Origin of the sequence: Vibrio rarus (assembly GCF_024347075.1) — a bacterium.
GTDB classification, from domain to species: Bacteria; Pseudomonadota; Gammaproteobacteria; order Enterobacterales; family Vibrionaceae; genus Vibrio; species Vibrio rarus.
This window is the reverse complement of sequence record NZ_AP024900.1, coordinates 2,788,459-2,812,592: the sequence shown is the minus strand read 5'-3', so window position 1 is coordinate 2,812,592 and position 24,134 is coordinate 2,788,459. Positions and strand designations below refer to the sequence as shown.

Genomic DNA, 24,134 nt, shown 5'->3' with positions numbered 1-24,134 from the left:
ATGACAAGTAAGCTTTTCGACCGCTAAATCTAGCCTCATGCATTTATTTATAATTTCAACAATGAGAAATGACTAAAAATCAAGATTATTTCAATCGTTTATACCGATGGATATCATGAAACCCATCGGTTATTCCTTACTATCCCTTTAGTGTTAATCTAATCGGTTTACCTTCATGAACAACAATGCCGTATTTGGTCAAACCGGTGTGCTTATTTTTGTCCCAACGTGATATTGATATCCCGCACTTTAGTACCTCACTACGTTTGTATAGCAACTCGCCATGTACTTTAAGATAGTCAATGATGTCATTAGCAAACCTGTCACTCGCGCTCTCTGTGCGCTTGCTGTATAGCTTCAACCCTGTCTTGCATTGATCAATATGCCGAACGTATTTCTTGTTCTTAATGTCATCTAGTGTGAATACCAACCCTTTTAGTAAATCATCATTCAATATATCGATATCATTAGTTACAACCAATTTAATTGCATAAAACTCACCTGTTTGCTTTCGGGAATTGATTGGGAAATAGTAATAATCTAGTGAATCATCTTTGTACTCGATTTTGACCAAACCATCTTTACTAAATGTGATAGTACGTACCAATCTCTTAATGTGATTGCCATATTCGTATTTCACATCTGAATCACCGTTTATGATTTCAATCACTTTACTTTGCCATGATTCGTATTCACCAATCATTGATACGAAATCACGTGGCAATTCATCTGTTATCGCTAACGAATCTATCGACTCATTTAGTTCGATGATTTTATTCTTCAATACACTCAACTCATTCTTTAACGTTGCCATCGCATTAGCATCTAGAAAATCACTGAACTCAATAGCCGTTTGTTGCTTTGCCTCGTACTGTTTTTGTGTACATTCAATTTCATACTGTAAAGCAATTAATTTTGAATCATCTTTCTTAGTGAATACTTTGTGCTTTAGTGCATCCAATACCAAATGATCTAGTACATAGCTATTAATCAACCCGTGTTTCTGGGTCGAACAAGTGTAATACCGTGAACCATTTTTACTGTGATGCACATTCATCGACTGACCACACTCACACTTCAACATCTGCCTGCCACTCAATAACGAATACTCTTTACGATTGCCATTCGATACTGTTCTTGATTTTTTGTTGAATTGAAGTCGATTAAACTCATCACGTGTACATACTGGCATGTAATAGTCATTCAATACATGCTGTGTACCTGCTATGTTGATATGCAATACACCGTACAAAGAATGTGATGATAGTATGTTACTCACCCCTTGCTTTGTGTACGCCAACCCATGTTCATGTAAGAAATCTACGCAACGTGCAATACCATTACCTTGCAAAGCATATTGAACCAATTGTTTTGCTGTTTCATAGTGCTCATTAAATTTAACTGCACTATTTTTACTGCCGTCTGTAGAATGCCAAAATGGATGATGACCAACCCCAATATTGATTGAATGCCCACTACTACTGCGTTCGCCACGTTGGAATCTATCTATTTGCGCCAAAGCATTCTTGTTAACGTAGTAGCCTTTACGGAGTGATTCTTCATTAGCAGTTGAAAAGGCAAATCCCGCCAATGCGTTGTACATAGCCTTTTCTGTATTACCCAATCTACTGCTATACAACCTGCTGTCCATCGTCGTATAGATGTCTATACCATTGCTCAATATCCCATTGAATAACGCCATACTCTGCTCGAAATCTAGTCTTGATAGTCTATCTAAATGACGCATGACAATGATGTCGCCACTCTTTATTACTCCCGTGTCGATATCATTAAGCATTACACCCAATTCACCCTTTAGATGATCACCTTTGTATGCAGATTTACCACTATCACGATATATTCGTTTCGATACTGTAGTGTTGTACCTGTGTGCCAATTCACTTAGTAGCTTTTCATCATCCTGTAAACTCATACTCAAACCTTCGAGCTGTTTACCACTTGATACCCTGCAATATGCGTAAATCATTAAAACCCCTTAGTTACCTGTATTCTATATTGTAAGTAAAGCAATGTCGTCCCTGCAGATCTGCCAAAAGAGGGCGGCCGTTTTGACTTGCCTATTGCTATTGGCATTTTAGTGGCCAGTGAACAGATACCTATGGACAAACTTGAACAGACGGAATTGCTCGGTGAATTGGCTTTATCTGGAGAGTTGCGCCCTGTACGAGGGGTGATTTCTGCGGCTATGGCCAGTCAGCAAGCACAGCGGATTTTACTAACGCCAACTCAAAATGCGCCACAGGTACGTTTAGTCGATGAAAGTAGCAATCTATCAGCAGAACGCTTATTAGACGTGGCGGCTTTTTTGGCCTCGCAACAACAGTTACAACTACAAGGGGCAGGGGCTGAAGTGCGCGCTGAGATTGAGTTTAATCCCAATCACGACATGCAAGATATTATTGGCCAGCAACAGGGAAAGCGCGCCTTAGAAATTGCAGCCGCCGGACAACACAATTTGCTGTTTCTTGGCCCGCCCGGTACAGGTAAAACCATGCTGGCGGCACGGTTGCCAGATCTTATTCCGCCAATGAGCAAGCAACAGGCGTTAGAAGTGGCGGCGGTGGCCTCGTTGGTTGAACAGGATTTAGATAGTACCACTTGGCGCAAGCGCCCTTTTCGTGCTCCGCATCATTCGAGTTCTATGGTGGCATTGGTGGGAGGCGGCTCGTTTCCTAAGCCGGGAGAGATCTCCTTGGCGCACAATGGCATCCTTTTTTTAGATGAGCTCCCAGAGTTTGAGCGTCGCGTGCTCGATGCACTGCGTGAGCCTTTAGAGGCGGGTAAGGTCGCCATATCAAGGGCATCGGGTAAAACGTGTTTTCCTGCTCAGTTTCAGTTAATTGCCGCTTTGAACCCCAGTCCGTCTGGGCAGTATCAAGGCAGTCAGTGTCATCAGTCCCCTCAATCTATTTTGAAATACCTGAGTCGCATCTCTGGTCCATTTTTAGACCGCTTTGATATGTCAGTTGAAATTCCGTTACTGCCGTTGGGGTCATTAAGTGCGGGTGGCGATAGAGGGGAAAGTACACAGGTCTACCGTAAGCGAGTTTTGGGGGCGAGAAAAATTATGCTACAGCGTTCGGGAAAAGTGAACGCACTGTTATCCAATCAAGAGATTGCGCGTTATTGCTCACTAAGCCAAGACGATGCAGAGTTTTTAGAGTTTGCGATTAACCGCTTAGGTTTGTCGATTCGGGCGTATCACCGAATCATTAGAGTGGCGCGTACCATTGCTGATTTGGGGCAATCGGAGCAAATACAAAGGTCGCATTTAAGTGAGGCATTAGGTTATCGCTCTATGGACCGCCTGTTGTTAGCGCTTCATCAGCAAGTGGCAATTTAAACAGATTATCAGGTTTATTTGGAGTGGGGTGATGGCAAACAAAAAGGGGAGCCGCGCTCCCCTTTAAGGTTTATTTAAGAGTGAGTAGGTAATTCACTAACTGGCTTAGCTGTTTGTTGGTTTTAACCGATCCCATGTCGACTAAGTATTTATTGTTTACGACCAAAGACGGTACACCCGTTAGTCCGTGCTCTTGAAATTGCTTATCAAAGCGACGAGCCATTGAATCCACTGCAAATCCATTGAAAGCGGCATCGAATTTTTTACCCTCAATACCATGGTCGACAAAGAGTTGGCGAATCTGTTGTTCGTTGCGAGGTGGCGCTTTTAGATCATGAATTTGTTTAAACATGACGGGAATCATTTGATCTTCCACTTCCAAAGCAACCATAGTGGCGTATGCTTTGCTCATTGAAGGACCCATTTTGCCTCCCATGAAAGAAACATGTGACTTCATAAATTTAGCATTGGCAGGCAGAGCGCTTTTTATGCTGTTGATAATAGGCTCAAATTCATGACAGTGTGGGCAGTAAAATGAGAAAAACTCATTTACAGTTGGTATTGATGTCGCAGGGAGATCAAGCACCTTATAGTTTTGACCTTCTTTAAACTGAGCTGCGTGAACCGACAAGCTTAGAAATATGGTTGCCACTAAGGCAATCAACTTTTTCATTTGAGTACTCCTTCAATAAATTTGTTCTGGTTTTTACCAGTTAGGGGTTAGAGACAATGCTGGCTCCTGAAGCGCAGACAGTTGTTCCTTTAATGCTAAAACCTGACCTTCCCAGTATTTTGCATCATTAAACCATGGAAATGCCACTGGGAAAGCGGGATCTTGCCATCTTTTTGCGAGCCAAGACATATAGTGTATTAAACGTAGACCGCGCAAAGGCTCGATCAGTTTCAATTGATTGACATCAAAATCGCAAAATTCTTGATAACCTTCCAATACGATATCCAATTGCATCAGTTTTTCTTGGCGATCTCCGTTCAATAGCATCCATAAATCTTGTACAGCGGGTCCATTTCTGGCGTCATCTAAGTCCACAAACATAGGGCCATCACGCCACAATATATTGCCGGGGTGACAATCACCGTGTAAGCGGATTGGTGTGTAATCGGTTTGCCACTGTTGCTCAATAGCATTAATCAAAGACTGCATATCTTGGAAAAATGCACTTTGAATATACGACGGAATAAACTGACTTTGTTTGAGGATCTCTTGAGATTGATAAAGATACTCTTCAAGCCCCATTGTTGGTCTGTGTTGAAACGCAGGTAGCCCTTCACTGACTTTATGAATACGCCCTAAAAATCGTCCAACCATTTCTAGTTGGTCATAGTTATCCACTTCAAACTGCCTACCGCCGACACTTTCAAATAGGGTAAATAAATACCCTTCATGTTGATGTAGTGTCTTACCATTGATAATAACTGGTGGGGCAATGGGAATTTCATGATCCAATAAGGCTAGCGTGAAATCATGTTCCTCTTGTATTTGGTGTTCGTTCCAACGTTGTGGTCGATAGAATTTCACCACATAACGTTGTTTTTCTTCATCGACGAATTGGTAGACTCGGTTTTCGTAGCTGTTAAGAGCCAAAAAACCAGACTCTGCGCGTACGCCGATACTGGCTAATGCGTACCACATAAAATCTGGGGTAAGTGAGTCAAAGTTGAATAAAGCGTTCATAGTTGAATTGCCAGTGGCGAAAAAAGAGGGTTATCACGCAGTATAACCCTCTGAATATATTAATTCTTGTTAAAGCTGTTTGATAAAGCGACTTTCAATTTCGATAGTAAAGCCTTGTTGATCATCTAACTTAAACAAAATGGTGGTAACAGGAGAGGTTAACTGCTGTGGATTCATCCCGAGACTGATAGGTAAATTAAACACTTCGCCAGGTGCTACATCAATGCTTTGACGACCATACCAAGTCACATCACTGAGCCCCGAGACATTCAGATCGTAACGTTGGAACTGTTGGGTTTTATTGATGACTTTTAGGGTGTAAGTATTTTCAATTTGGCCTGTACTGTTGGTGCGAGATAATTGTGCGCGGTCGCGAATAACCGTTAACCCCGCCGGATCTACAGACGCAACCTGTATAAAGAAGAAGCCAAGCATGAGGATCATTACCACGCCATAACCCATCAACTTAGGCCTCATTATCTTGGTGTGTGTGCCTTCTAACTTGTGTTCGGTGGTATAGCTAATTAGCCCCTTAGCGTAATTCATTCGTTGCATGGTGGCATCGCAAGCATCAATGCAAGCGCCACAGTTGATGCATTCGTATTGCAGACCATCTCGGATATCAATGCCTGTTGGACAAACCTGTACGCATAGGTTGCAATCGATACAGTCACCAAGGCCGAGATCGTTAGGATCGGCCTTACGTGTACGTGGGCCTCGGTTCTCACCGCGCTTTTTATCGTATCCGACAATAAAGGTATCTTTATCAAACATGGCCGATTGAAAGCGAGCATAAGGACACATGTGAATACAGACAATGGAACGCATCCATCCTGCATTGGCATAAGTACACACCGCAAAGAATAACACCCAAAAGTAACTCCAAAATGAGGCGTGTAAAGTGAAGAAGTCATACCAAAGTTCATTGCTTGGCACAAAGTAAGCGACAAAAGTGAGCCCAGTTAGCAAGGCGATGCCAAACCAAGCGGCATGCTTGGCAGTTTTGCGCGCCATAATTGAAGCGGTGAGCGGTTGAGAATCTTGCTTTTTACGTTTGTTGGCGGCCCCTTCTAGTTTTTCTTCAAACCAGATATACATAAAGGTCCACACTGTTTGCGGACACAAATACCCACACCACACTCTGCCTAAAAAGGTGGTGATAAAAAAGAGCCCAAAGGCGGCAATCATAAACAGCAGGGCTAATAGGGTGAGATCTTGCGGGTATAGAGTTGTGCCGAAGAAGTTGAATTGCTGTTGACCAATATCCAGCAAAATAGCTTGGCGCTCACCATAGGGTATCCATGGGATAACCGCAAAAAGCAGCAATAAAAACCAAGCACCGTAACGGCGCAGTTTTTGAAAGACACCCTTACTTGCTCTCACATAAATGCGATTGCTTGGGTTAAACCTGTCTCCCTGGCTTTTATGGGCTTTAGGGTTAAATTGTTTGGGGGTGACGTCTTTAACGTCGATGCGATCCTTGCTCATTGAATACTTCCGACCTAAACCTTGGGCGCAGTATAGCGGAGTATATGAACGCGGTTTGTTATGCTAATCACAGTAAGTAAGTGATCAGAAATAGCGCCGGAAAAACACCTAAGGGTAAGGCGAATATTGTTGAGAAGCCGTTACTTTACAATCAAAATTGCCGCGCAGTTATCAGGGGTTAAAACCTGCTTGGCTGGTCAGTTGCTTGCTACGATGGGATTTGTCAGTTGTAGAGTGACTAGGTGGGGGTTGGGAGAGGTCAACAATAAGGTTTGTTGACCTCTAATTTATTTAGTCGATAATTCCGCGAGCGCGAAGTAGTGCGGTTTTGAAATCATCTTCTTTGTCTTTTGCTAGCCCTGGAATCTCTTCTGTTTTATCACTGTTACGCATTTTTAGGTGATAAATCAGCACGTCATCCGTTAGGTCTTCTAATTTGCCTTCATAACCTGCTTCTTGGGCAAGCTTAACAAGGAACTCAATTAAGTTAAGATCAGGCTCTTTCTGCCACTCTGGTTGCAGCAGTTCGATTAATTCGTTTAAACGGTGGCACTTCATAGTCTTCTCCGTAGAACTTGGGGGTTGTGACTAACTTAACAAAAAGACTATAAAAAAGATAAGAAAAAGCGCATCTGAAATTCAAATGCGCTTTTAAACAGCAATTAAGGCTCTAATTATAAATGCCACTTCGTGAAGTGGGACTAACAATGAGTGTCTTCTGCTGATTTTTGCTTTTTAGATGGTACGGGTGCAAAAAATTTTCTACGTTGTACCGCTCGACTGCTAGGTCGAGAAACCCTGACGGTTGTTGGATGCATGCTTCACCAAATATAGTCAGGCACATCCTTTGCCGTGTTACCGATGCTCACCGAGCACCTATGTGTATAGTAGCAGATAAGCGGGTAAATTGAACAAGAATCACTCAATGTTATTCAAGCATGTTTTTACATTAAGCTGATACCTTGGTTAAAAAATAAAAAAAGGACATTGGTTATAGCGCCGTTTTGCGTCAGTATAATCAGAAGTAAATTATGCGTGAGGTTGAATATGTCTTTTTTTAAGAAAACATTGGCAAGTTTAGGTATAGGCTCGGCAACGGTAGATGCCGTGTTACAACAAGAAACTTTAGTCCCCGGGGATAAAGTGAGCGTTGTGATACATGTATATGGTGGCGCTACTGAGCAACATATTGATCATATCGACCTTAAATTATGTTGTCGTTACATTAGTGAAAGAGAAGAGCGTCAACCACACAGCGAAGGGCCTTTAAGGCGTAAAGTGCCACAGAATTATGTGTTGGATAAGTGGCAGTTGCCTTATTCATTTAACATAGGCTCAGGGGAAGAACGAACCTTTGATATTGAGCTTGATGTGCCTTTTAACACACCACTGACTATTGGCGAATCGGAGGTTTGGCTAGAAACGGCATTGGATATTGATCTGGCTGTTGATCCTACCGATAAGGATATGTTGACGGTGCGCCCTGATCCTGTGATGGATCATATTTTTACCGAACTGGAAGAGTTGGGTTTGCGCATTCGACAAGTTGAGTGTGAAGCGGCTAAGGGGTTTGCGATGCCCTTTGTGCAGAAGTTTGAGTTTGTCCCTACTTCGGGGCTTTTTCATGGTACTTGGCGAGAGGTGGAGATTATTGCCTATCGTGATGATAAGCAGCTGCAACTTTGGTTTGAGATTGATAGGCAGAAAAAAGGACTCAGTGGTTTATTGTCTAACCTGTTGGGCTCTTCTGAGTTGAACTGCTATCTACCGTTATCTTGTGAACTCACTAGTGAACAGGCAGCAAATAAAGTGGTGCAATATCTTGCGGATTTATTTGCTGCCAAACAAGGCTAGCGTTTCCAAAATGCCGGTAAAAACAGCACAAAGACGGTTAGTATCTCTAAGCGTCCTAGCAGCATCCCAAAGCTGAGTAGCCATTTAGCCGTATCAGGAAGGGGAGCAAAGTTACCCGTAGGACCTATGATAGGTCCCATGCCTGGCCCTACATTGGCTACAGCAGTAATGGATGCTGAGAGGCTGGTAATGGCACCTAAATCGAGTGCGGATAGGCCAGCGGCGACGATGAGTATGGTGGCAAAAAAGGTTAAAGTGAACGCCACAATGGAGCGGATAATATCGTCATTTACGCGGCGGTTATTGTAGCGTTGGACAAACACACCCGATGGGTGGATCAGCTTCATCATTTGTATTTTAAGCAAGGTTAAGGCTATCTGAAAACGGAATACCTTAATGCCGCCTGCAGTAGAGCCTGAACAGGCACCCATCATAAGCAGGAAGGCAAATAACACTGTGGTTAATGTGCCCCATGCAGTAAAGTCATCTAGACCAAATCCTGTTGTAGTTAGAACCGATACCACATTAAACATCGACACACGCAAAGCATCGGCTGCTTGGTAGTTATCGTGATAAACCAACCATGCGGCTATGGTTAAACTGGCCACCATGAACAGCTTAAAAAAGCCAATTACTTGCGCATCTTTGGTCAGTGCCGAAAGGGATTCTTTACGGTACGCTGCCACAAAAAGAAGAAAAGGTAAGCCACCTAAAAACATAAATAGGGTAGAGAACCATTGTGTTTGATGAGAGAAGTGATTCATCGAACCGTCAGAGGTGGAATATCCGCCGGTAGATATGGTAGTAAAGGCGTGATTGACGGCTTCAAACGGAGTCATACCTGTAGCTAGGTAGCTCACAAAACAGGCAAAGGTTAAACCAAGATAGACCACCACGATATTTTTGGCGACGCTTTTGATTCTTGGAGAGCTTTTATCGGACCAATCAGAAGATTCTGTTTGGAATAAACGCATTCCGCCGACATTCAGCATTGGCAAAATGGCCACGCCCATCACGATGAAGCCAATCCCTCCTAACCACTGCAACAGAGAGCGCCATAACAATATACTTGGCGACATGTTGTCTAGGCCACTCAGTACCGTAGATCCTGTAGTGGTAATGCCGGACATTGTTTCAAAATAGGCATCGGTGAAGCTGATGTGATTAATAAAGACAAAAGGAAGTGCACCAAATACGGTACTGACCACCCATACTAGAGTGGTGACGAGGAACACATCCCTAACATTGAGCTTAAATTGCTTTGAACGTCCTAGAGATAAGCAAATAAAGGAGACGATATGGGTTATCGCTACCGCTTTAGCAAACTCTACAAAACCACTGCCAGGGTTGAATATTGCCAGGATAGTGGGTGGATACATGAATAGGGCAAGTTTGGATAAGACTAACCCTAGAACAAACAGTATCGGACGTACATTGACCATATTAAATAAACCTACAAGAAAAATGGGCTTGGTTGAAATAACGTTTCAACATCAGGCACGTATTTCTTATCTACCAAAAACATCACGACATGATCGTCTTGTTCTATCACTGTTCTATCATGAGCAATAAGAACTTCTTCTCCGCGCACAATCGCCCCAATAGTTGTCCCCGGTGGCAGCTTGAGATCTCCCACTGCTCGGCCGACAACTTTTGAGGTGTTTTCATCACCGTGAGCAATGGCTTCAATGGCTTCAGCTGCGCCACGACGCAAGGAGGAGACATTCACAATATCGGCTCTACGAACGTGTGTTAATAGGGCAGAAATAGTGGCTTGCTGTGGAGAGATAGCAACATCGATGTCTCCACCTTGTACTAGGTCTACATACGCACCGCGCTGGATTAACACCATTACTTTGCGTGCATTGAGGCTTTTTGCCAGCATGGCCGACATTATGTTGGTTTCGTCTTCATTGGTTAATGCAATGAACACGTCCATTTCTTCAATGTTTTCTTCGTACAGCAATTCTTTATCGGCCGCATCACCGCACAGGACTATGGTGTTTTCAAGTTCCTCTGAGAGTGTTTCGGCCCGTTGTAGGTTGCGTTCGATGAGCTTGACGGAGTAATTACGTTCTAAACGTTTTGCCAGACCCGCGCCGATATTACCGCCACCTACAATCATGATTTTGCGGTATTGTTTTTCAAGACGCTGTAGTTCACTCATTACTGAGCGAATATCATTACTGGCCGCTACAAAGAACACTTCGTCATCGGCTTCAATAACGGTAGTGCCTTGGGGTCTAATGGCGCGTCCTTGACGGAAGATAGCCGCAACGCGAGTATCAATGTGTGGCATGTGCTCACGCAGTGCTGAAATCGCATTCCCGACTAGAGGACCACCATAAAACGCTTTTACAGCAACGAGGCTGACTTTTTCTTCAGAAAAACTCACCACTTGCAGTGCGCCAGGGTATTGGATTAGACGCTCAATGTAGCTAGTTACTAATTCTTCTGGTGCAATAAGGTGATCAACAGGAATCGCCCCTGATTTAAATAACGAATCTTTTTCTTTTAAATACTCAGGAGAGCGGATTCGTGCAATTCGATTGGGGGTGTTGAATAAGGTAAATGCCACTTGGCATGCGGCCATGTTGGTTTCATCGGCGTTGGTTACCGCTACCAGCATGTCGGCATCTTGCGCCCCTGCTTCTCTTAAAATATCAGGGTGACTGGCCGCGCCATTTACCACTCGAAGGTCATATTTATCTTGTAACTCGCGCAGGCGACGGCTATCGGTATCCACTATGGTGATATCGTTGTTTTCGCCTACTAGGTTTTCAGCAAGGGTGCCACCGACTTGTCCGGCACCCAAGATTATGATTTTCATCGATTATTTTCCTATCTACAGCAGAGCTTTATTTAATTTAGCTCTGTTTTTGCAGAACCGCATAATAGAAACCGTCCATATTGTGTTCACCGGGCAATATTTGTCTGCCAGGGTTACTTGGATCGCTATCGATGAGTTCAGCATCGTCTGTGCGGGCTAAGAATGCCTGTACTTGCTCTCTATTTTCAACCGGAGAGATAGAACATGTGGCGTAAACTAAGGTTCCGCCTTTCTTCAATTGCTGCCACATCGCGTCTAAAATTTCACTTTGCAATTGCGATAGGGCTGGCAAATCGTTAGCGCGTCGTAACCATTTGATATCAGGGTGACGACGAATAACGCCAATGGCAGAGCAAGGGGCATCAAGCAAAATTCGGTCAAATTGCTCACCACTCCACCACTCTTCTGGATCGCGGGCATCGGCGCAAATAACTTGAGCGTCAAGACCAAGGCGATCTAAGTTTTGGTAGACACGTTCTAAGCGTTGCGGGTCTGCATCAATGGCGACAACTTCACTGCCTGTGGTGTTTTCTAGAATATGAGCCGTTTTACCGCCGGGCGCTGCACAGCAATCTAGGATTAGCTCGCCATCTTTAGGTTTTAGATACTCTAAAGACAATTGAGCGGCTGCATCTTGAACAGAAACCCAACCCTCAGCGAAGCCGGGCAGTTTATTCACATCACACGGGCGGTGTAGACACAGAGCGTGAGGTGCTTGTGGGTGTATGTCGGCATCAATATCTTCTGCTTGCAATAGGCTTAGATACTCGTCACGAGTGTGGTGCTTGCTGTTTACTCTTAGCCACATTGGCGCTTTAGTGTTATTGGCCTCAACAATGGACTGCCAATCATTAGGGTAAGACTCACGCAGTAGTTTAAGTAGCCAGCTTGGGTGTCCGTACTTGCCTGCATCGTGCTTAATAGAGGCTTCATCAAGTTGCGACTGGTTGCGCTGGTAATTACGCAACACCGCATTGATTAAGCCTTTTAATTTAGGCCCTTTTAAGGATTTACAGGCTTCCACTGTTTCCGCCACAGCAGCATGATCTGCGGTGCGCATAAAGCTTAATTGGTAAATACCAACTAATAATAAATGGTGGAAAACGCGCTGTTTTCCTTTCAGGGGCTTTTCCATTAGTTCATTAACTATGGTTTCTAGTCTTGGCAAGTAGCGAAGACAGCCATAGCAGATCTCTTGTAGGAGAGCGTGATCACGAGGTTTTAATTGAGATTGAGCATTAGGCAGAGCGCTAGATAGTGAATATCCTTTGTCTACAACTTGAAACAGCACGTTTGCCGCAGCAGCGCGTACATTCATAGGTATTTCCTAACAAAAGTAAGGCTTGAGTGACTCAAGCCTTAGTGGTGTTGATTTATGCTAATTGAGTTCCAATAGGGAACCAATCTGCTCGAGAATTGAGTACGTCACCAACGGACATGGCTTTTTTCCCTGGAACTTGAATGTTTTCCAGTACTAAGCTGCCATTTCCTGTCGCAATTTGAATGCCGGATTTATCAGCGCTTACGATAGTTCCCGCAGCTTGGGTGCAAGGCTCAGGGTTAACGTGAGCCTTCCATACTTTAATATTCTTATCAGCAACCGAAAAATAGCTCATTGGCCAAGGGTTGAAAGCACGTATTTCGCGCTCTAATGCCTGGGCATCTTTACTCCAATCTAACCGCGCTTCTTCTTTACTGAGTTTTTTCGCATAGTTAGAAAGATCATCATCTTGCTTGATGGCTACAGCAGTACCATTGGCGATAGTGGCAAGGCAATCAACCAGAGCGACAGGTCCGAGTTTGGCTAACTTGTGGTATAGCGCCGCGCTGGTATCTTCTGCTTGTATTGGAAGGGTTGCGATATGCAGCATATCGCCAGTATCTAAACCTACATCCATTTGCATTATGGTAACCCCAGTCTCCGCGTCACCCGCCCAGATTGAGCGCTGAATAGGGGCTGCGCCTCTCCAGCGAGGAAGAATGGAACCATGCACATTAATACAACCTAAGCGCGGTGTATCGAGCACAGCTTTTGGGAGTAAGAGTCCATAAGCGACCACCACCATGATGTCAGCATTTAGATCAACTAACTGTTGTTTTGCTTCATCTGATTTGAAGTTTTCTGGCTGAAAAACAGGGATGTTGTGCTCAACAGCCAAGTTTTTCACGGGACTTGCGGTTAGCTTTTTGCCACGGCCAGCAGGCTTATCTGGTGTTGAATAAACCGCGATAACCTCATGCTCCGAAGATAACAACGCCGCCAAATGGTCGGCGGCGAAATCTGGAGTACCTGCAAAAACAATTTTTAATGCGTTGCTCAAAGCAAACTCCTGAGTTATTGGTTTTTCTCGTTGTAGCGTTTGATCTTCTCTAATTTATCTTTGATGCGTTTACGCTTCAGCGGAGAAAGGTAGTCAACAAACAACTTTCCGGCTAAATGGTCTAACTCGTGTTGTACACAGATAGCTAATAGGTCGTCCGCTTCAAAGGTAAACTCTTCGCCATCGCGGTTTAAGGCTTTCACTGTGACTTCTGCAGCGCGAGAAACTAAAGCGCGCGCTCCAGGAACAGATAAGCAACCTTCTTCGATGCCATCTTCACCGCGTTTTTCGGTGATTTCAGGGTTAATTAATACCAAAGGGTCATCGCGATTTTCAGAGAGATCGATCACTACGATACGCTTATGAACATTCACTTGGGTAGAGGCCAGGCCGATGCCCTCTTCTACGTACATGGTTTCAATCATGTCATCGATGTGAGTTTGTAGTTCAGGCGTAAATTCTTCTACCGGCTTAGCGACGGTACGAAGGCGATCATCAGGAAAGGTTAATACTTGTAATAAAGACATAATCACTCAAAAAAGTTGAACTGCGCCGAAAGAATCTCAGCTACTTGTGACAATTTTAGTCATTTTGGTCTTCAAATAACAGCACCAATCTAAATCGGTGAGACACTCAATGAAAGAACAGCATATAACCCCTTGGTTAATTTTGATTACCACCCCTAGGTTAAGTGGGGTTCGCTTGCAAAAAATCCTTGAGTTTATGTCGCCGCAAGACCTGATAGAACTGCCAAGAAAAGAGTTGTTATCCCTTAAGTTTAGCGATCTTCAAGTGAAACATTTAACCGCCACAACGAACCCTAACGTAGACAAGTGTCTTGAGTGGGGGAGTAAGCAGGGCAATCATTTACTGACCAGTGATGCTAAGCACTACCCTGCGCGATTAAAAGAGATCCCTTGTTATCCACCACTGCTTTTTGTGCAAGGGAACCCTTCGGTATTGAGTAGCCGTCAAATAGGTATTGTGGGGAGCAGGAATAGCACTCAAGACGGTTTGCATATTACGCGCCAGTTTTCCACAGAATTAACAGGGATGGGGATGACAATAACCAGTGGGCTTGCCCTAGGGATTGATGGGCACGCGCATCAAGCTTGCTTAGAAAGTAAAGGACAAACCGTGGCGGTGCTAGGCAGTGGTTTTGATTATTTATACCCGAAACAACACCAACCATTAGCACAGCGCATAAAAAAACAGGGGGCTCTAGTTTCTGAGTTTCCTCCCTTTTACCCTCCTAAAGCGTATAACTTTCCAAGACGAAATAGAATTATTAGTGGTTTGTCCGTTGCTGTGCTGGTCATTGAGGCGGCAGAGAGGAGTGGTTCGCTAATTACCGCTCGCTTTGCACTGGAACAGGGTCGAGATGTGTATGTGGTGCCTGGTTCCATATTAAACCCCAATGCGGCGGGGTGTAATGGGCTGATTCGTGATGGGGCGGTGCTGGTACGCAATGGGCAAGATATCATGCAGGAAATTAATGGCCTTATTAACTGGTCTTCTACAATGCAACAAGAGATCCCAACAGGTCACTTGCAAGTTGCAAAGGATGCCCAAGAAGTAGATGAAGAGGTGAGTGAGAATCTACAGTTAATCGATCTGCTTGGAGAGAGGCCATTAGCCGTTGATTTTTTGTCAGAAAGGACCCATTTACCAGTAAATCAGGTTATGATGCAGTTATTAGAACTGGAGCTAAAGGGATTAGCAGCTTCAGTGGTTGGTGGTTATATTAGATTGAGGGGGAGCTGACTATGATGGATATTCTTATGTATCTATTTGAGACGTATATTCATAGCGAGAGCGAGTTGAACGTCAATCAAGATGAATTGGAGCAAGAGCTTCTTCGGGCCGGCTTCCACCAGAACGAAATTTACAAAGCATTAAATTGGCTAGAAGACTTGGCCGCGTTACAAAATGAAGACGCGAGCCAAAACATTGCCACTAGTTCTGCAACTTCTATCCGTATTTATTCTTCTCGTGAGCAACAGAGAATTGATACCCGTTGTAGAGGGTTTATCTTGTTCTTGGAGCAGATCGGTGTATTAAATGCTGAGCTCAGAGAGATGGTCATTGATAGAGTGATGGGGCTAGAAACGTTAGACCTACAATTAGATGACCTGAAATGGATCATTCTAATGGTGCTGTTCAATGTACCGGGTAACGAAAGCGCCTACACCACAATGGAAGAATTACTTTATTCTACCGATCACGGCATTTTGCATTAAGTGTTGCGATGAATAAAATTAACAAACAGCTTTTTTCTTCAGAGGGGCAGTCGCTTGAGCAGACGTGTCCTAACTGCGGTCACCCGTTGCAAATGCGTCACGGTAAACATGGGGCTTTTTTAGGTTGTTCCCATTATCCGCAGTGTGACTACATTAAACCGTTACACCCAGCATCCGGCCAAATTATTAAGCCGTTAGGTGTTCCTTGCCCCGACTGTGGTGATGAGCTTGTGCTTAGGCAAGGTCGTTACGGTATGTTTATTGGTTGTTCGGGTTATCCAGAGTGCCACTATATTGGTAGTTTAGATGAGCCTGAAGATCATAGTGTGGAATCGTTTGAGTGTCCCGAATGCCATAAAGGGCATTTAATTGAGAGAAAATCGCGTTTTGGTAAGTCGTTTTATGCCTGCGACCAGTATCCGAAGTGTCAATTCTCAATTAATAACGAGCCTAAGCAAGGCACATGCAAAGAATGCGGATTTGGTTTGCTGATGGAAAAGAAAACAGCTGAAAAGCATAGCTTGCTGTGCGCCAGCAGGAAGTGCCAAGCAAAACAATAAAAAAGGAGGCGAATGCCTCCTTTTATGTTTTTATCTAATACTTATTGATGCAAAGCAGGGAAAGCGCTGGCCTCTAACCATTGGGCAATGGTTTTCAGCTGTTGTTGTAAGTCGGCTGGGTTATTACCACAAACATTAATATGTCCCATCTTACGTCCTGGGCGTTTCTCTTTACCGTACCAATGAATATGCGCCTGATCCATGCTGAGTAATTCTTCTGCAAGAGTATCTTCTCCCAGAATATTGATCATAGCGGTTGGACGCAGTGCGTTTGTGCTACCAAGAGGAAGCCCACATACAGCACGCATATGGTTTTCAAACTGACAGGTTTCTGCACCTTGTTGTGTCCAATGTCCAGAGTTATGCACGCGAGGGGCGATTTCATTGACCATCAATTGCCCTTGCACATCGAAAAACTCTAAAGCGAGCACGCCTACATAGTCTAAACATTCTGCTACTGCAGTGAACATTTGCTTCGCTTGGGCTTGCAGTTCGGGTTCATCAATTGCAGTAGATAAACTTAATACGCCATTGGTATGAACATTTTCAGCTAAAGGATAAACGGCAATTTCACCTTGTTGGTTGCGCGCACCCACTAGTGAGACTTCACGATCAAAAGCAACAAACTCTTCAGCTATAATGGCTTGAGTTGCAGAAGCAGCAATGCATGGCTCCATTTCTGCCCAAATAGCATCCGCTTGTTGACCGTCTTTTAGTCGCCATTGGCCTTTGCCATCGTAGCCACCTAATGTGCTTTTTAGCACCATAGGAATACCAACATACTCAATAGCCGCATCAAACTCTTGGCGAGTGCGAATGAGTGAGTATTTTGCATTTGCTACGCCCGCTTCATCCAGAAGCGCTTTTTCTATGCGGCGGTCGCCACCTGTTTTAATGGCTTGTGCGCTAGGTAATAATTTACCGCTGGCTTGGCATGCATCTAGAACAGGATGAGGAACATGTTCAAACTCGGCGGTGATGACATCGGCCTGTTCAATAGCCGCTTGTAAACCACTACCTAATTGTGTTTGAGTGATAGGTTCAACAATCGATTCACTGTTCACATCAAAAGCTAGAGTTTTGATGTTAAGTGGAGCGGCTGCTAGAGCCATCATTCGGGCCAGTTGCCCTGCACCTAAAACTAAAACTTGCACGATATTAATCCTCTGCTGGGTTCGGATTTGCCAGTACGGTCTCTGTTTGTTGTTTACGGAAAGCTTCAACTTTTTCCATAACTTCAGGAACATGAGTACCGATGATTTGTGCAGCTAGGATACCAGAGTTAGCTGCCCCTGCTTCACCAATAGCGAGAGTGGCAACAGCAATGCCTTTTGGCATTTGCACGATAGACAGCAATGAGTCCATACCCTTTAGCGCACGAGATTGAACGGGAACCCCAAGCACAGGTAGGCTAGTAAATGCAGCACACATACCTGGAAGGTGAGCGGCACCGCCGGCGCCGGCGATAATTACTTTAATGCCACGTTCTTTTGCACTAGACGCGTAATCTGCTAGTAGTTGTGGAGTACGGTGAGCAGAAACTACTTTAGTTTCGTAGCTAATACCGAATTGGTCGAGCATCTCAGCGGCTAACTTCATCGTTGGCCAATCTGACTTAGAACCCATGATAATACCGACTTGCATGTTACGACTCCTAATTTAACTAGTTGAGCTTTAGATACTAATTTTGCGCGCATTATACGGTTATTTTTTGAATAGGAAAACGTTTGCGTCGGTTTGTTTTGTTGTTTTTCAGGAAATGCTTACCAGCTAGGAATAGAATTTGTAAACTAGGTGAGAAGAGAATGGTTAAAAGGATGTTCAACATATAATGCAAATCGATCAAGCGATTAACGCGCTAAAGCAAGGAAGGGTCATTGCGTACCCTACCGAGGCGGTGTTCGGTGTCGGGTGTGACCCTGATAACGAACAAGCATTACAGGCGCTAATGACACTAAAGCAACGAGATCCCGATAAGGGGCTAATTTTGATTGCGGCTAACTTTGAGCAACTATTGCCCTATGTTGACGTGAGTGATCTTTCTCAAGAGCAACTGGATAGAGTTTTTGAAAGTTGGCCTGGCCCTGTAACTTGGGTGATGCCGGTGAGTGAAAAAGTGCATCAATTGGTGCATGGTGCATTTGATAGTGTTGCCGTTAGAGTGACTGACCACCCTCTGGTTCAGCAAATTTGTATTCAGTTCTCTAAGCCTATTACTTCAACCAGCGCCAATTTATCTGGCCTACCACCGTGCTTGGATGCCAATGAGGTGGAAAACCAATTGGGTAGCGAAGATGTGTTTATTGTTCATGGTAGCGTAGGTGGCAGAACTAAGCCTTCGCAAATAAAAGATGTAAAATCACTTCAAGTACTAAGACAAGGGTAAGTAATGGCATTAGTCGATAAAGGGGCGGTAAAACGTTTTTTATTACAATTGCAGGACGATATCTGTGCTGAACTGGAAGCCGTCGATGGCGAAGCTACCTTCGTTGAAGATGCTTGGGTTAGAGAGCAGGGGGGCGGTGGCCGAACCCGTGTAGTAAAAGGTGGTGCTGTTATTGAACAGGGTGGCGTCAATTTCTCGCACGTTTTTGGTGACAAAATGCCAGGCTCTGCGACCGCACACCGCCCTGAGTTAGCGGGTCGCAAGTTTGAGGCTATGGGAGTGTCTTTGGTTATTCATCCAAATAACCCTTATGTCCCTACCTCGCATGCCAACGTTCGCTTCTTTATTGCCGAGAAAGAGGGCTGTGACCCTATCTGGTGGTTTGGGGGTGGTTTCGACCTCACGCCATTTTATCCTTTTAATGATGACTGCCAGCATTGGCATGACACAGCTAAGGCTTTGTGTGCCCCCTTTGGCGATAGCGTGTATGCCGAGCACAAAAAATGGTGCGATGATTATTTCTTTTTACCACACCGCAATGAAACTCGCGGTGTCGGTGGCCTGTTTTTTGATGATCTTAATCAATGGGGCTTTGCAAAGAGCTTTGCTTATATACGTGCAGTAGGGGAAGGGTTTACTCAGGCGTATATCCCGATTATTAATAAACGTAAAAACACCCCATTTAACGATCAGCAACGCCAGTTTCAGTTATATCGACGTGGTCGTTATGTTGAGTTTAATCTTGTGTATGACCGTGGCACCCTGTTTGGCTTGCAAAGCAATGGACGCACAGAATCCATTTTAATGTCTATGCCACCCTTGGCAAGATGGGAATACAACTATCAAGTGCAACCGAATTCTCATGAAGAGAAGCTTTATGAAGAGTTCTTAATACCAAGAGAGTGGTAAGCCTTTTTCTTATCCCTTTTCGGTGATAGGTTGTTAAAAGAGAGTTTTTAGTCAGGTAGAAAGATGAAACAGTTAACGGATAAGTATGTGGTGTTTGGCAACCCAATCAGTCAAAGTAAATCGCCTTTTATTCACACCTTGTTTGCAAGGCAAACTAATCAAAGCATCACTTATTCTACGCAGCATGCAGAAGTAGGAGAATTTACCGCAGCGGCGAAAACCTTTTTTGCCCAAGGTGGTAAAGGCTGTAATGTTACCGCCCCCTTTAAACATGACGCTTATGAATTGGCCGACAAACTCACCGAGCGGGCCACACTGGCCGGTGCGGTAAACACACTTAAAAAGTTGGATGATGGTTTGCTTATTGGTGATAACACCGATGGTGAAGGGCTAGTACAAGACTTATTGCAATATCAAGTGCCATTGAAAGATGCACGCATACTCATCATTGGTGCTGGTGGTGCGGTTCGAGGTGTACTGAAACCATTACTTGATCAAAAACCGCAACAGTTGGTCATTGCCAATAGAACTTTTAGTAAAGCACAAGCTCTAGCTGAGCAGTTCAAGGCGTATGGCTCGATTAATGCCGTTGCCATTGATGAAGTATCAGAGAGCTTTGATATTGTAATTAACTCGACCTCTGCGGGACTCACTAAACAGTTACCGAAAATATCGGCGAGTATTTTTTCCACGCGTACTATAAGTTACGACATGGTATATGGTGCCGGAGTGACAGTATTTAATCAGTGGGCGCGAGAGAATGGCGTAGCAAAAGCTTACGACGGTTTAGGTATGCTGGTGGGACAGGCAGCCGAAAGTTTCATGCTATGGCGAGGCCTTCGCCCTGGCTCAAAACAAATTCTTCGAGAATTGCGCAAAAACCTAGAGGGTTCATAATGAATCAATCTATTATTTTTACTGATCAGCAACGTTGGGATGGGATTAATAAAGTGGTCATCTTTACTGGGCAGCAATCGGGGTGTTTGATTGAGTGCTTAGTCGCTGTGCAATATTTAGAGAATCTTGCACAAGTACACATAGAAGATGCAGAGACTGCTTTGAAGGTTTTCTCGGACTACCGTTTTGACTTAGAAGATACAGCAGAAGAGCTAATTGAAGCCGAAGCGTTCAATCAGCTCGGGCAAATTGAAATTAATTAAGGTTATGTACCTCGTTTAGATAATCATTTTTATTCTGAACATAGTTATCGGCAGACTTAGCTAAGAAAGCCATTTCATCCTCAGTAAGAGCTCTTACCTGCTTCACTGGGCGTCCTACATATAGATAACCGCTCTGCAGTACTTTGTTGGGCGGTACTAAGCTCCCAGCACCAATAAACACATCACTTTCTATAACAGCACCGTCTAAGATCGTGCTGTTCATACCAACCAGTACTCTATCTTTAATGATACAGCCATGCAGCATAACTAAATGGCCGACAGTAACCTCATCGCCAATAATAAGAGGGTAGCCATTAGGGTTGGCAGGATTTTTGTGCGTCACATGCAGAACTGAGCCATCTTGGATATTAGTGCGAGTGCCAATATGAATATGATTAACGTCGCCTCGAGCAGCAACTTGTGGCCATATGCTCGAATCTTTACCTATTTGTACATCTCCCACGATAACCGCGGAATCGTCAATATAGACCCCAGCGCCTATAGTGGGGGATATTCCTTTAAAATTACGTAAAGAACTCATGGTAAAACTCCATTAAAACTGTATGAATAATGTTATCAAACTAGCAAAAAAAGCCTCTTCTGCCTAATTGATGAACATACAATAAGAAAACAGCAATATCTTATAAAAAAACGCTTGCCAATGTGACTGGTATCTCTATAATGCGCCCCACTGACACGGCAACAGCGACAACGCTTCGCAGTGTTCCAGTAGGCTAAGTAGCTGGACAATTTGAGTTTAACTTCTCTTCGAAAATAAATTCAAAAAAGTGTTTGACACTGAAGTTCAAAGCGCTAGAATAGCCGTCCACTTGAGAGGTAAGCCTCGAAAGTACGCTCTTTAACAATTTAAACCTATCAATCTGTGTGGGCACTCGTTGATGATAATCGAAAAGATTTATCAATGAACTGAGTGACCAAAATCAAATTGGAAATCAGCCTTGAGCTGTTTTATTTTACTTTTTTAAAAGTGAAAACCAATAAGAGCACAGTCAATTCATTATCGTTCTGTTGGAACGATAATAGCTTTAAAATTACTTCTTACTTTCGAGTAAGGAACAGTTTTGAAGTCAGTATTCATTGAGCCGTTCTTCGGAACACAAAAACTTTAATTGAAGAGTTTGATCATGGCTCAGATTGAACGCTGGCGGCAGGCCTAACACATGCAAGTCGAGCGGAAACGACAACATTGACCCTTCGGGTGATTTGTTGGGCGTCGAGCGGCGGACGGGTGAGTAATGCCTGGGAAATTGCCCTGATGTGGGGGATAACTATTGGAAACGATAGCTAATACCGCATGACGTCTACGGACCAAAGAGGGGGACCTTCGGGCCTCTCGCTTCAGGATATGCCCAGGTGGGATTAGCTAGTTGGTGAGGTAATGGCTCACCAAGGCGACGATCCCTAGCTGGTCTGAGAGGATGATCAGCCACACTGGAACTGAGACACGGTCCAGACTCCTACGGGAGGCAGCAGTGGGGAATATTGCACAATGGGCGCAAGCCTGATGCAGCCATGCCGCGTGTATGAAGAAGGCCTTCGGGTTGTAAAGTACTTTCAGTCGTGAGGAAGGCATATAAGTTAATAGCTTATGTGTTTGACGTTAGCGACAGAAGAAGCACCGGCTAACTCCGTGCCAGCAGCCGCGGTAATACGGAGGGTGCGAGCGTTAATCGGAATTACTGGGCGTAAAGCGCATGCAGGTGGTTTGTTAAGTCAGATGTGAAAGCCCGGGGCTCAACCTCGGAACCGCATTTGAAACTGGCAGGCTAGAGTACTGTAGAGGGGGGTAGAATTTCAGGTGTAGCGGTGAAATGCGTAGAGATCTGAAGGAATACCAGTGGCGAAGGCGGCCCCCTGGACAGATACTGACACTCAGATGCGAAAGCGTGGGGAGCAAACAGGATTAGATACCCTGGTAGTCCACGCCGTAAACGATGTCTACTTGGAGGTTGTGGCCTTGAGCCGTGGCTTTCGGAGCTAACGCGTTAAGTAGACCGCCTGGGGAGTACGGTCGCAAGATTAAAACTCAAATGAATTGACGGGGGCCCGCACAAGCGGTGGAGCATGTGGTTTAATTCGATGCAACGCGAAGAACCTTACCTACTCTTGACATCCAGAGAACTTTTCAGAGATGAATTGGTGCCTTCGGGAACTCTGAGACAGGTGCTGCATGGCTGTCGTCAGCTCGTGTTGTGAAATGTTGGGTTAAGTCCCGCAACGAGCGCAACCCTTATCCTTGTTTGCCAGCACGTAATGGTGGGAACTCCAGGGAGACTGCCGGTGATAAACCGGAGGAAGGTGGGGACGACGTCAAGTCATCATGGCCCTTACGAGTAGGGCTACACACGTGCTACAATGGCGCATACAGAGGGCGGCCAACCAGCGATGGTGAGCGAATCCCAAAAAGTGCGTCGTAGTCCGGATTGGAGTCTGCAACTCGACTCCATGAAGTCGGAATCGCTAGTAATCGTGAATCAGAATGTCACGGTGAATACGTTCCCGGGCCTTGTACACACCGCCCGTCACACCATGGGAGTGGGCTGCAAAAGAAGTGGGTAGTTTAACCTTTCGGGGAGGACGCTCACCACTTTGTGGTTCATGACTGGGGTGAAGTCGTAACAAGGTAGCCCTAGGGGAACCTGGGGCTGGATCACCTCCTTATACGATGATTACTCACGATGAGTGTCCACACAGATTGATATGGTTTAGAAAGTAGAGAGATTTAGAAATGTCTCCCAAGACATTTCAACAGTTTGTTTTCACTTTTAAAGTGAAAGTAAATCTAGTGTCCCGTTCGTCTAGAGGCCTAGGACACCGCCCTTTCACGGCGGTAACAGGGGTTCGACTCCCCTACGGGATACCATTGGGTCGTTAGCTCAGCTGGTAGAGCAGTTGACTTTTAATCAATTGGTCGCAGGTTCGAATCCTGCACGACCCACCATTTCCTCCCCACAGAGGAAGCTGTGAATAACAGCAAAACAATGTGGGCGATTAGCTCAGTTGGGAGAGCACCTCCCTTACAAGGAGGGGGTCACTGGTTCGAGCCCAGTATCGCCCACCATCTTTAAGTACACTTCTTTAGGAAATAGAGAGGAAAGTGTGTTTAAAAATGGTTCATTTGTTTGAATCTCGCTCTTTAACAATTTGGAAAGCTGACGAATATTGTTTGATTAACAATATTCAAATTTAAAAGTTCTCAAATCCTAACAATTTATTGTTAGGTACCAACACACATTCAAGTGTTCTTGCCTTTTTATTTCCACTTTTTTTAAAAAAGTAGAACAAAAAAGGACATCTACTTTAAGTAG

Annotated in this window: 21 protein-coding genes, 3 tRNA genes, 1 rRNA gene and 1 pseudogene; 13 read left to right on the top strand and 13 right to left on the bottom strand. The window is 44.4% G+C overall.

Going from position 1 to position 24,134, the window contains the following annotated elements; all coding sequences use genetic code 11:
- Nucleotides 1-139 precede the first annotated feature (139 nt).
- Entirely contained in the window at nt 140-1,987 is a 1,848-nt protein-coding gene (locus OCU56_RS12865) for a recombinase family protein (RefSeq protein WP_261873549.1), read from the bottom strand.
- Nucleotides 1,988-2,029: 42 nt separating this feature from the next.
- Here OCU56_RS12865 and OCU56_RS12860 point away from each other — a divergent pair.
- Nucleotides 2,030-3,364, top strand: a pseudogene (locus tag OCU56_RS12860) (YifB family Mg chelatase-like AAA ATPase); the annotation flags it as partial.
- Nucleotides 3,365-3,434: 70 nt separating this feature from the next.
- On the opposite strand, the gene OCU56_RS12855 reads toward OCU56_RS12860, so the two are convergent.
- From OCU56_RS12855 to OCU56_RS12840, 4 genes are all read right to left on the bottom strand, one after another.
- The gene (locus tag OCU56_RS12855; protein WP_261873548.1) at nt 3,435-4,037 is read right to left on the bottom strand and encodes a thiol:disulfide interchange protein DsbA/DsbL; all 603 of its coding nucleotides are present in this window, start codon (nt 4,035-4,037) and stop codon (nt 3,435-3,437) included.
- 33 nt (nt 4,038-4,070) lie between these two features.
- The gene (locus tag OCU56_RS12850) at nt 4,071-5,057 is read right to left on the bottom strand and encodes a serine/threonine protein kinase (RefSeq protein ID WP_261873547.1); all 987 of its coding nucleotides are present in this window, start codon (nt 5,055-5,057) and stop codon (nt 4,071-4,073) included.
- 69 nt (nt 5,058-5,126) lie between these two features.
- On the bottom strand, nt 5,127-6,545 hold the full coding sequence (gene ccoG / locus OCU56_RS12845; RefSeq protein ID WP_261873546.1) for a cytochrome c oxidase accessory protein CcoG: 1,419 nt from the start codon (nt 6,543-6,545) through the stop codon (nt 5,127-5,129).
- Between the two features lie 291 nt (nt 6,546-6,836).
- Nucleotides 6,837-7,103 carry a YihD family protein gene (locus OCU56_RS12840; RefSeq protein WP_261873545.1) on the bottom strand — a complete coding sequence of 89 codons (267 nt, stop codon included), beginning with the start codon at nt 7,101-7,103 and terminating at the stop codon, nt 6,837-6,839.
- A gap of 489 nt (nt 7,104-7,592) precedes the next feature.
- Between OCU56_RS12840 and OCU56_RS12835 the strand changes: the two genes are divergently transcribed.
- Entirely contained in the window at nt 7,593-8,399 is an 807-nt protein-coding gene (locus OCU56_RS12835) for a sporulation protein (protein ID WP_261873544.1), read from the top strand.
- Here the strand turns inward: OCU56_RS12835 and OCU56_RS12830 are convergent.
- The 5 genes from OCU56_RS12830 to def are packed head-to-tail and all read right to left on the bottom strand — an operon-like array spanning nt 8,396 to nt 14,077.
- Nucleotides 8,396-9,841, bottom strand: a complete 1,446-nt coding sequence (locus tag OCU56_RS12830; RefSeq protein WP_261873543.1) for a TrkH family potassium uptake protein — start codon at nt 9,839-9,841, stop codon at nt 8,396-8,398. The genes OCU56_RS12835 and OCU56_RS12830 overlap by 4 nt on opposite strands.
- An 11-nt stretch (nt 9,842-9,852) precedes the next feature.
- The gene (trkA, locus tag OCU56_RS12825; protein WP_261873542.1) at nt 9,853-11,229 is read right to left on the bottom strand and encodes a Trk system potassium transporter TrkA; all 1,377 of its coding nucleotides are present in this window, start codon (nt 11,227-11,229) and stop codon (nt 9,853-9,855) included.
- Nucleotides 11,230-11,266: 37 nt separating this feature from the next.
- Nucleotides 11,267-12,547, bottom strand: coding sequence for a 16S rRNA (cytosine(967)-C(5))-methyltransferase RsmB (rsmB, locus tag OCU56_RS12820; RefSeq protein ID WP_261873541.1), 1,281 nt, complete (start codon nt 12,545-12,547; stop codon nt 11,267-11,269).
- Between the two features lie 55 nt (nt 12,548-12,602).
- Entirely contained in the window at nt 12,603-13,550 is a 948-nt protein-coding gene (gene fmt, locus OCU56_RS12815) for a methionyl-tRNA formyltransferase (protein WP_261873540.1), read from the bottom strand.
- Nucleotides 13,551-13,564: 14 nt separating this feature from the next.
- Nucleotides 13,565-14,077 (bottom strand): peptide deformylase, encoded by a 513-nt coding sequence (gene def, locus OCU56_RS12810; RefSeq protein ID WP_261873539.1) that lies wholly within the window; start codon nt 14,075-14,077, stop codon nt 13,565-13,567.
- Nucleotides 14,078-14,186: 109 nt separating this feature from the next.
- Here def and dprA point away from each other — a divergent pair, with 109 nt between their 5' ends.
- Genes dprA through OCU56_RS12795 form a run of 3 tightly spaced genes read left to right on the top strand, consistent with a single transcriptional unit; the run spans nt 14,187 to nt 16,350 of the window.
- Nucleotides 14,187-15,314: a DNA-processing protein DprA gene (gene dprA / locus OCU56_RS12805; RefSeq protein ID WP_261873538.1), complete on the top strand. Its 1,128-nt coding sequence runs from the start codon at nt 14,187-14,189 to the stop codon at nt 15,312-15,314.
- A gap of 2 nt (nt 15,315-15,316) precedes the next feature.
- Nucleotides 15,317-15,790 carry a DUF494 family protein gene (locus OCU56_RS12800; protein WP_261873537.1) on the top strand — a complete coding sequence of 158 codons (474 nt, stop codon included), beginning with the start codon at nt 15,317-15,319 and terminating at the stop codon, nt 15,788-15,790.
- 8 nt (nt 15,791-15,798) lie between these two features.
- Nucleotides 15,799-16,350 carry a DNA topoisomerase family protein gene (locus OCU56_RS12795; RefSeq protein ID WP_261873536.1) on the top strand — a complete coding sequence of 184 codons (552 nt, stop codon included), beginning with the start codon at nt 15,799-15,801 and terminating at the stop codon, nt 16,348-16,350.
- Between the two features lie 41 nt (nt 16,351-16,391).
- Here OCU56_RS12795 and OCU56_RS12790 read toward each other — a convergent pair whose 3' ends face one another.
- Nucleotides 16,392-17,504, bottom strand: coding sequence for a 5-(carboxyamino)imidazole ribonucleotide synthase (locus tag OCU56_RS12790; RefSeq protein WP_261873535.1), 1,113 nt, complete (start codon nt 17,502-17,504; stop codon nt 16,392-16,394).
- 4 nt (nt 17,505-17,508) lie between these two features.
- Nucleotides 17,509-17,994: a 5-(carboxyamino)imidazole ribonucleotide mutase gene (gene purE / locus OCU56_RS12785; RefSeq protein ID WP_261873534.1), complete on the bottom strand. Its 486-nt coding sequence runs from the start codon at nt 17,992-17,994 to the stop codon at nt 17,509-17,511.
- Between the two features lie 184 nt (nt 17,995-18,178).
- Here purE and OCU56_RS12780 point away from each other — a divergent pair, with 184 nt between their 5' ends.
- The 4 genes from OCU56_RS12780 to OCU56_RS12765 all read left to right on the top strand — a co-directional run bounded on the left by OCU56_RS12780 (nt 18,179) and on the right by OCU56_RS12765 (nt 20,805).
- On the top strand, nt 18,179-18,736 hold the full coding sequence (locus OCU56_RS12780) for an L-threonylcarbamoyladenylate synthase (RefSeq protein ID WP_261874821.1): 558 nt from the start codon (nt 18,179-18,181) through the stop codon (nt 18,734-18,736).
- A 3-nt stretch (nt 18,737-18,739) separates the two neighbouring features.
- A complete protein-coding gene (gene hemF, locus OCU56_RS12775; RefSeq protein ID WP_261873533.1) occupies nt 18,740-19,645 on the top strand; it encodes an oxygen-dependent coproporphyrinogen oxidase in 906 nt (301 codons plus the stop codon).
- A gap of 63 nt (nt 19,646-19,708) precedes the next feature.
- On the top strand, nt 19,709-20,542 hold the full coding sequence (gene aroE, locus OCU56_RS12770; RefSeq protein WP_261873532.1) for a shikimate dehydrogenase: 834 nt from the start codon (nt 19,709-19,711) through the stop codon (nt 20,540-20,542).
- A complete protein-coding gene (locus OCU56_RS12765) occupies nt 20,542-20,805 on the top strand; it encodes a DUF1488 family protein (protein WP_261873531.1) in 264 nt (87 codons plus the stop codon). Before aroE ends, OCU56_RS12765 begins: the two co-directional genes overlap by 1 nt.
- Here OCU56_RS12765 and OCU56_RS12760 read toward each other — a convergent pair.
- Nucleotides 20,798-21,346: a gamma carbonic anhydrase family protein gene (locus OCU56_RS12760; protein WP_261873530.1), complete on the bottom strand. Its 549-nt coding sequence runs from the start codon at nt 21,344-21,346 to the stop codon at nt 20,798-20,800. The genes OCU56_RS12765 and OCU56_RS12760 overlap by 8 nt on opposite strands.
- A gap of 586 nt (nt 21,347-21,932) precedes the next feature.
- Here OCU56_RS12760 and OCU56_RS12755 point away from each other — a divergent pair.
- From OCU56_RS12755 to OCU56_RS12740, 4 genes are all read left to right on the top strand, one after another.
- Nucleotides 21,933-23,487, top strand: a 16S ribosomal RNA gene (locus tag OCU56_RS12755).
- Nucleotides 23,488-23,613: 126 nt separating this feature from the next.
- Nucleotides 23,614-23,689, top strand: a tRNA-Glu gene (locus OCU56_RS12750).
- A 2-nt stretch (nt 23,690-23,691) separates the two neighbouring features.
- A tRNA-Lys gene (locus OCU56_RS12745) sits at nt 23,692-23,767 on the top strand.
- A gap of 44 nt (nt 23,768-23,811) precedes the next feature.
- Nucleotides 23,812-23,887 (top strand) — tRNA-Val (locus OCU56_RS12740).
- Nucleotides 23,888-24,134: the final 247 nt, after the last annotated feature.